This window comes from Collinsella sp. AF19-1LB (genome assembly GCF_003459655.1).
Taxonomy (GTDB): Bacteria; Actinomycetota; Coriobacteriia; order Coriobacteriales; family Coriobacteriaceae; genus Collinsella.
Genome location: NZ_QRWO01000018.1, coordinates 50,044 through 57,289, shown reverse-complemented (window position 1 = coordinate 57,289; position 7,246 = coordinate 50,044). Strand labels below are relative to the sequence as shown.

Sequence of the window (7,246 nt, the reverse complement as noted above, 5' to 3'; positions counted from 1 at the left end):
AACAACTATTCGGGCAACTCTTGTCTTGGCATTGGTAGCAGTTGGTGGGAGCGCTCGGTGAACCCGAACAACTCCTACAGCTTCCTCAGGGTCAACACCGACGGCGATCCGTCGGACTACTACAACGCGACGTACTCGTATTGTGTCTGTCCCGCTTTCTCCTTCTAACCTTCGCACATGGACCTCTCCGGCATTTGCTGGAGAGGTTCCTTTACGTTATCTAGAGGTCTCATGGTTCCCAAGAGCAAACAGACTGAATCAGTCTCGACTGAATATCTCCGACAAGCACGGATTGTCTGGCGTGAACTCATTTCGATAGCCAAGAAGCTACCGAAATCCCGTGCCCTCACCGAGACGCAGTACATCTGTCGCGCCGGCTACGACCTGATGCAGGCAACGGCCGAGGCCGATGGAATCTACGCGATGACTCAAGTCGAAAGTGCCCAGAGGCTTTCCTGCCTGAATGATGCCTACGGACGGCTTTGCCTGATTGCGATGTTGATCGATGCCTGGCTGGACGATATGCCCCAAGTTGTCTACACGGAAAGAGACCAGAATGGTGCCGAAATTCAAGTCAAGAAGCCGTTTGTGAAGATGGAAAGGCTTATCTCGCTCGCTGGATCCGTGTCCAATACCATGAAGGTAACCAAAGGCGCGATAAAGTCGGAACGGCATCGCCTGAAGCAATTTGCGTCAACAGGCGAGACGGATAATGGAGAATTTTCCTAACTTCCCGAGGCTGTTTACCTCTCGATGCTCACCCTGTGGAGTGCCGAGAGGTGGGCATCCGTAGATTGGTAGCAATTGGTGGGAGCGCTCGGTGAACCCGAACAACTCCAACAACTTCCTCAATGTCAACACCAACGGCGATCCGTCGAACAACAACAACGCGACGAACTCGAATTGTGTCTGTCCCGATTTTCTCCATTTGGTCTGAGTAGCGCATCTCGTGAAAGCGGAATGGTAAAGGAGAAAAGGGGATACCCACCGGTCGGCGTCCCATTCGGCGCTGCGAATACAGGCCCCGGTGATGCAAGATGGGCGGACTTGCCTCTCGAAAGAGACGGCATCTGGATCGCATCCGCGGTTGTCAGGCACATCGGAATCGGCACCTTGAATAGGGGTGCAGCCGGGGCTTATTGATGATTTGCGAAAGGAGGGAGCTCCTTGAACCGCTCCCAACGGGCAAGGCGGCGTGAACGCCGAGAGAAGAGCCGTCGAGATCTGAGCCGCCGATCGCTCGAGGCGGTACCGAAGACGCCTGAAGACGTTTTCTCTTTCGAAAACCTATATAGAGCGGCTCGTGTATGTGCGAAGGGTACCTTATGGAAATCGGCTGCGATGAAGTTCGATAGGTACCGCGCCGTCAACTGTATCCGCCTGCGCGAGAGTCTGCTATCGGGTAAGTATCGCCGCCAGCCCCCAGTCCGCTTCACCCTTTGCGAGCGTGGCAAGATCAGGCATATCGTGGGGCCGCGCTACAAGGATCGAGTCGTCCAGCGTTGCCTATGCGATCGCTTTATCGTCCCTATGTTGTCGCGAAGCCTCGTCTATTCGAACTCGGCGAGCCTGAAAGGCAAGGGTACCTCCTTCGCACGCAGCCGATTCGAACGGGACATGCTTGCGGCACGCAGGAGATATGGCCCAGACGCTCGGGTTTTCCAATATGACGTCAAGAATTATTTCGGAAGCATCCCCTCGGTTCGGGCGCATGCCGTCCTGTCTGAAATTATCTTGAAGCCCTATCAAGGACGGCCTGAATCGGACTCCATGTCACGCCTCCTCGATATCGCCGCTCTCTATAGCCGCGAATCGGATTTCCTGACATTGGGCAATCAAGTGAACCAGCTTGCAGCGATCGCCTATTTGAACAGGCTGGATCACGCCTTCCATGAACTCCTCGGGCAGGGCGGGGCTGGCCGCTATATGGATGATGGCTACATTTTCTGCTCTGAAAAAGACCTGCCGTACATCCGCCATCTCTTCCTAGCGGGTCTTGAATCCCTGGGGCTTCAGCCAAATGCAAAGGCCTGCTTCTCCTCCCGCCTGAATCGGGAGCTGACGTTTCTCAAGATTCGATTCTCTTGCGCTGATGGCCATCCGTGCCGCCATCTCTCCCAGACCACACTCATCCGATATCGAAGGCACCTCAAGTCCCTTTGCTCGTCTGTGGATTTGCAAGAACTGCCGCCTGAAGTCATCAACGCATCTATCGCGAGCTTCAAGGGTGTCCTGTCCGTCTCCACCGCAAGGCACAGACGTGCTCTCGAATCGAAAGCCTTGTCGCCGCTTCGGACATTTACGGACATTCCCGGACAATGTCCTAAAACAGCCCAAAAATGTCCGAAAACGCCCCCATATGTCCGCAATTGCTTACCATCCACCGATAACACAGGAAATATATAACGGCGCACCGTTAACTATGCTAGTATCCTAGCTGTCAGGCCGCACCCCAAACGACCTGCCGGACAGATAGGATGACGATATGAACACTCTGATTGCAGGAGGCGGAGCCAAATCCGCCTCCTCCCTTTTGCGAAGTGAAAAACCTATAGGAAGCCGAATGTTCTACTTCGAGGACGAGCCGCACGATGACGGCACCTTCGTCCATGAGGCGGTTCAGTCGCTGGTAGGCGAGGTCGTGGATGTCGCTATGCCGTCCCCGTTCAAGGCACGCGGCATGGAGACCGTGCGCATGGAGATTGCCCAAGCATACCCCGCATTTTTCATCGGACGCCGAGTGAGCGGCCACAAGCGCGGCCTCGTTGTGAGCGTCCGCTATGCCGATATCTCGAGCGGTACCTGTATATCAGACCAGATCTCCATCGCGGTGCGCCGAATCGAGGCATCCCACAGCCGAGCGGCAGGCCATGCGACCCGCGCAAAGCGTGCGAACTTCATCGCAGACCTTATCGATTAGCGTTTCGAGAGAGGAACCGACATGTCCGATATCAACAACGTTTCCCTGACCGGCCGTCTGACGCGACCGCCCGAGCTGCGTACGACCGCGGGCGGCACGCAACTCCTGTCGTTCACCCTGGCGTTCAACACCTCGGTTCGAAACAGGCAGACCGGCGAGTGGGACGAAAGGGGCAACTTCATCGACTGCACCATCTTCGGCAAGCGTGCCGAAGCCCTGTCGCGCTATCTCGCGAAGGGCCAGAAAGTCGCAATCGCAGGCGAGCTCCGTTACTCGACATGGGACAAGGATGGCCAGCGCCATTCCAAACTCGATTTGATTGTCGCTAACATCGAGTTCTTGGCATCCCCTAGGACGCAAGCCCAACCCACGCAGCCATCTGCCCCGCAAGCCCCGATGCCTCCCGTCGTCGATGACTTCGATGACGATATCCCTTTCTAGGGGCGTGGGTTCGTTGCGATTCAACAAGAGCTCGGTAGGCGGTCAGGCGGCAATCGAATTCATCTTATTTGCTGTCATGCTGATAATAGCGTTTGCTTTTCTCATCATGACGTATCTGGACAACGGTGGATTTCGAGGCGGACGCGATTCGCCTGACGTCGAGCTGACGCAGACGGGAACCATCGAGGGCAAATATATTGACTCGGCGGGCTTCAGCAAGAGCTACTACGTCACCGTCCGAAACGGTAGTCACCAGGCAGACCACGAGGTTTCCCTAGCCGAGTACAACGCCGCCGCGGTCGGTGCGGATTTCCCGATCGTGCTGACCGATTCCGATTCCGTCAAAACCGATGAGGCTCAAGAGCAAGCCGACAACACCGAAGCAGATTCTGCCAAATCCCAGGCGGCTGAGCGCCAGAACAATGCCTACTGGCAGTGGTTTTGGACCCACCGGTTGCTCACGAACATGAGCGCGGCCGGCGAATAATCGTGAAGCATTCTGAGCCCGAACACCTTCTAGTTTCACAGGAGCGCTAGATGCACATTATCGAGAAACTTCGCGATATCTGGATGAGATACGGCAGCGGGTTCAATAACCTGAGCCCTTACGAGCAGGACGAGTTCATACATAGCGCATGGATCTTCGTGATCAAATGCGGCGTCCTCGCATGTATCGGCACATTTATCGTGATTTTGGAACAATCCTTCTAGTTTCACAGGAGTGATATATGCACGTTATCGAGAAACTTCGCGATATTTGGACGAGATACGGCGGCGGGTTCAATAGCCTCGCCCGCTGCGAGCAGGTCGAGATTCTGCATGGTGTATGGACCTTCTCACTCGCGCTCAGCTGTCTCGCCTGCATCGCCACGCTCATCGTGACGATCGTACGCCTGATTGAGCTCTTGGCGTAATCCCCTGACATACAACTGTATATACCTGGGCGGCTCTGTCAGAGCCGCCCTTGAAGAAAGGAAGCTGCATGCTCTTCGAATCTGTAATCTTCAGCCTGCTCCCCATCATCGTCGGTATCCTAGTCGTGGCGATGGTCTTCGAGTCCTGCTGGCGCAAATGCCCGCCGGACAAACTGATGATCGTATCTGGATTCGGTCAGATGCGCAGCGTCTCCGGCAAGGGTACGTTCGTTATCCCGCTCCTCCAGCGCGTCGACACTCTCTCCCTCGGTGCCGTGCAGGTGCAGCTGACCACCGAAAATGAGATCCCCACACAGGATGCGATCCTCATCCACGCCTGCGCCGTGGCGAACTTCCAGATTGGCCAAACTCCCGAGCTCATCGAGACTGCGTCCAAGAACTACCTGAATATGGACAAGGAGGAGATGACGCGCCAAGTCACCGAGGTCATGCTGGGCAAGATGCGCGAGGTTATCGGTCAGATGGATCTGAAGGAGCTCATGCGCGACCGCGAGAGCTTCAATGCAAAGGTCTTCGACGGCTCCAAGGACGACCTTGCCAACCTCGGCCTCGAGCTGCGCACCTTCAACGTCCAGGACTTCTCCGACTCCCAAGGCATCATCCGCTCCATGGGCGCCGATCAAGCGGCCGAGATTAAAAAGGAAGCCGAGTTGGCGCAGATCAAGGCGGCCGAGGAGGTCGCCATCCGCCAGAACCAGCTCGACCTGAAACAGGCCGATCTCAAGAAGCAGGCCGACAAGGCAAAGGCCGAGGCCGATATGGTGAAAGCAACCGTCACGGCCGAGAAACAGCGCGAGCTCTACATCGCCCAGCAGGAAGCCGAGATCGCCGCGGAGACCAAGAAGGTCGAGCTTGCCGAGCGTCAGGCGGACGTGAGGGAGCGCGAGCTGAACGCGACCGTGAAGAAGCAGGCCGAGGCCGACCGCTACGCCGCAGAGCAGGCAGCCGAAGCCGATCTCTACAAGCGCACGAAGCAGGCGGAGGCCGCCCGCATCGAGCGTCAGAACGCCTCCGACGCCGAGCTGTATTCCGCTCAGAAGGACGCCGAGGGTATCAAGGCGAAAGCCACGGCAGAGGCCGAGGCTACGCGCCTGAAGGGCGAGGCTGACGGCGCATCCGAGAAGAGCAGGGGAGAGGGCATCGCTGCCGGCGTGAAGGCCCAGGCACAGGCCTACAACGGCATGGAGAACCCCTATCTGCTCGCCAACCGCTACATCGACATCATGCCCCAGGTGGCCGAGCAGGTCGCGAAGCCGCTGACAGCCGTCGACTCCATCAAGATGTACGGCTCGGGCAACGCCCAGAAGCTCGTAAAGGAGACCACCTCGATTGTCGACCAGGTCGCATCTGGCCTGAAGGACAGCACGGGAATCGACCTGCCGTCCCTGCTGAACGGCCTGATTTCGAGCTCCGATACCGATACCGACCCTGCAGAAAGCCCAGTTGACTGATGGCGGTCCTGCTGGTCGTCTCGGCCTTGCTGCTCGACTTCCTCGGATGCACGATGCCCCTGTCATGGATAGCGGACACCAAGGGCATCAAAGCAGGCGTCTTTCTGATTTGGCTGACACTCGCTATCGTTGCCGTCCTGATGGGATTGCTGCATCGCGATGAGCTGGCGGGGGTGAACCCCCTGTTGACGGCAGGTCTTGAATCAATCTGCCTAGTCTCCGCGATCTATCCCTTGTTCGGTTTCGCTACGAGCTTGGCTCCCTGCGGTACCGCCCAGATCAACACGGTAACCGTCCTTGCCATCTTAGATCTCCTTGTGTCGACCGCAGGATATGTTTCCCTGCTTTTAGGAACGGTCTGGCTCATATTTTTCTAGCTCAAGGGCTATGTGGCTCCGCAGCTGATTTTCTTCCCCCGCAACCCAGACGGTTGCGGGGGCTTTTCTTTGCCGATTGGACCCATCCCACGCAAATACTAACGACGCACCGATAATCCTCAGATAATGCTTGCATTATGCCGATAGGCTGTTATCATATAGTTAAGTCAAAAGCGTGCCCCAAGCGCTGATTGACGGACAGGAAGATGACTACGCGACATCTATAAATATCGCAAGGTAACGGACGGTACGCCGCCCGTTACCGAGGCTATCTATGTCTGTAATTCCGTTCGGGGTCGCACGAAACCGAAGGGAGTCCGATGATGGGTGCCGATGGCGTGGCGCAGGTCGCAAGGACGATTGCAGTAATCAACAACAAGGGCGGGGTCGGGAAAACCACCGCGAGCAAGGCCCTCTGCGAGGGCATGGCCGAGCGCGGGTTTAACGTTCTTCTGATCGATATGGATGCCCAGGCGAACATCACGACTTGGATGAAGGCCGAGACCGCTCCTGCCGTCCCCACGGTCTTCAATCTGCTCGAGAAGCCCAAGACATCCCTCTCTGATTGCGTCCAGTTCATGGAAGGTTGCGACATCATCGCTGGCGACATCACGATGAAGGATCTCGATTCGGTCCTCTCCCAAGGCCTCGGTCGAGAGTTTCGCCTGAAGCGGGCCTTGGAGCCTGCGATGGACGTCTACGACTACATCGTCATCGATTGCCCCCCGTCCCTCGGTCTTTCTACCTTGAACGCCCTCGTCGCGGCAGACGACGTGGTTATCGTAACCGAGCCGTCGATGTTCTCGATTAACGGTTTCGGCAACGTCTACGACCTCGTCGAGTCCATCAAAGCCGACTATGCGTTCAACCCCGACCTCAATATCGACGGCATCCTGCTCAACAAGTACAGCAAGGACGAGGTCGCATCCCGCGCCGCCGACGAACAGCTTCCCGCGATCGCCGAGCTCGGCCACACGAAGCTCTACGCGGCGCGCCCGATGAAGCACAAGGCGATTGAGGACGCGGCGAACAACAAGGAGCCGCTGTTCGGCTTCCGCCCCAACGATGCCGCCGTGGCCGAGTTCCGCAAGTTCGTTGACGAATATCTGGGCGGCGAATAGC

At 57.0% G+C, this 7,246-nt stretch carries 10 protein-coding genes; all 10 read left to right on the top strand.

Annotated features, from left to right (window positions below; all coding sequences use genetic code 11):
- Window positions 1-231 precede the first annotated feature (231 nt).
- The 10 genes from DWX39_RS06775 (at window position 232) to DWX39_RS06735 (ending at window position 7,245) form a co-directional block, all read left to right on the top strand.
- On the top strand, window positions 232-729 hold the full coding sequence (locus DWX39_RS06775; RefSeq protein ID WP_117758962.1) for a hypothetical protein: 498 nt from the start codon (window positions 232-234) through the stop codon (window positions 727-729).
- A 612-nt stretch (window positions 730-1,341) separates the two neighbouring features.
- Entirely contained in the window at window positions 1,342-2,406 is a 1,065-nt protein-coding gene (locus DWX39_RS06770; protein WP_117758961.1) for a hypothetical protein, read from the top strand.
- A gap of 157 nt (window positions 2,407-2,563) precedes the next feature.
- A complete protein-coding gene (locus DWX39_RS06765) occupies window positions 2,564-2,920 on the top strand; it encodes a hypothetical protein (protein WP_117758960.1) in 357 nt (118 codons plus the stop codon).
- 21 nt (window positions 2,921-2,941) lie between these two features.
- Window positions 2,942-3,361, top strand: coding sequence for a single-stranded DNA-binding protein (locus DWX39_RS06760; protein WP_117758959.1), 420 nt, complete (start codon window positions 2,942-2,944; stop codon window positions 3,359-3,361).
- Window positions 3,362-3,374: 13 nt separating this feature from the next.
- Window positions 3,375-3,848, top strand: coding sequence for a hypothetical protein (locus DWX39_RS06755; protein ID WP_117758958.1), 474 nt, complete (start codon window positions 3,375-3,377; stop codon window positions 3,846-3,848).
- Window positions 3,849-3,898: 50 nt separating this feature from the next.
- Window positions 3,899-4,072 carry a hypothetical protein gene (locus tag DWX39_RS11020; protein ID WP_158561635.1) on the top strand — a complete coding sequence of 58 codons (174 nt, stop codon included), beginning with the start codon at window positions 3,899-3,901 and terminating at the stop codon, window positions 4,070-4,072.
- A gap of 17 nt (window positions 4,073-4,089) precedes the next feature.
- Window positions 4,090-4,275 carry a hypothetical protein gene (locus DWX39_RS06750; protein WP_117758957.1) on the top strand — a complete coding sequence of 62 codons (186 nt, stop codon included), beginning with the start codon at window positions 4,090-4,092 and terminating at the stop codon, window positions 4,273-4,275.
- A gap of 68 nt (window positions 4,276-4,343) precedes the next feature.
- Complete coding sequence (locus DWX39_RS06745; protein ID WP_117758956.1) at window positions 4,344-5,747, top strand: flotillin family protein; 1,404 nt, start codon at window positions 4,344-4,346, stop codon at window positions 5,745-5,747.
- On the top strand, window positions 5,747-6,124 hold the full coding sequence (locus DWX39_RS06740) for a hypothetical protein (RefSeq protein WP_117758955.1): 378 nt from the start codon (window positions 5,747-5,749) through the stop codon (window positions 6,122-6,124). Before DWX39_RS06745 ends, DWX39_RS06740 begins: the two co-directional genes overlap by 1 nt.
- Before the next feature lie 320 nt (window positions 6,125-6,444).
- Window positions 6,445-7,245, top strand: coding sequence for a ParA family protein (locus tag DWX39_RS06735; protein WP_117758954.1), 801 nt, complete (start codon window positions 6,445-6,447; stop codon window positions 7,243-7,245).
- Window position 7,246: the final 1 nt, after the last annotated feature.

Coding starts and splice junctions, on each gene's coding strand:
- DWX39_RS06775 (WP_117758962.1), top strand. CDS start 232: ATGGTTCCCAAGAGCAAACAGACTGAATCAGTCTCGACTGAATATCTC.
- DWX39_RS06770 (WP_117758961.1), top strand. CDS start 1,342: ATGAAGTTCGATAGGTACCGCGCCGTCAACTGTATCCGCCTGCGCGAG.
- DWX39_RS06765 (WP_117758960.1), top strand. CDS start 2,564: ATGTTCTACTTCGAGGACGAGCCGCACGATGACGGCACCTTCGTCCAT.
- DWX39_RS06760 (WP_117758959.1), top strand. CDS start 2,942: ATGTCCGATATCAACAACGTTTCCCTGACCGGCCGTCTGACGCGACCG.
- DWX39_RS11020 (WP_158561635.1), top strand. CDS start 3,899: ATGCACATTATCGAGAAACTTCGCGATATCTGGATGAGATACGGCAGC.
- DWX39_RS06750 (WP_117758957.1), top strand. CDS start 4,090: ATGCACGTTATCGAGAAACTTCGCGATATTTGGACGAGATACGGCGGC.
- DWX39_RS06745 (WP_117758956.1), top strand. CDS start 4,344: ATGCTCTTCGAATCTGTAATCTTCAGCCTGCTCCCCATCATCGTCGGT.
- DWX39_RS06740 (WP_117758955.1), top strand. CDS start 5,747: ATGGCGGTCCTGCTGGTCGTCTCGGCCTTGCTGCTCGACTTCCTCGGA.
- DWX39_RS06735 (WP_117758954.1), top strand. CDS start 6,445: ATGATGGGTGCCGATGGCGTGGCGCAGGTCGCAAGGACGATTGCAGTA.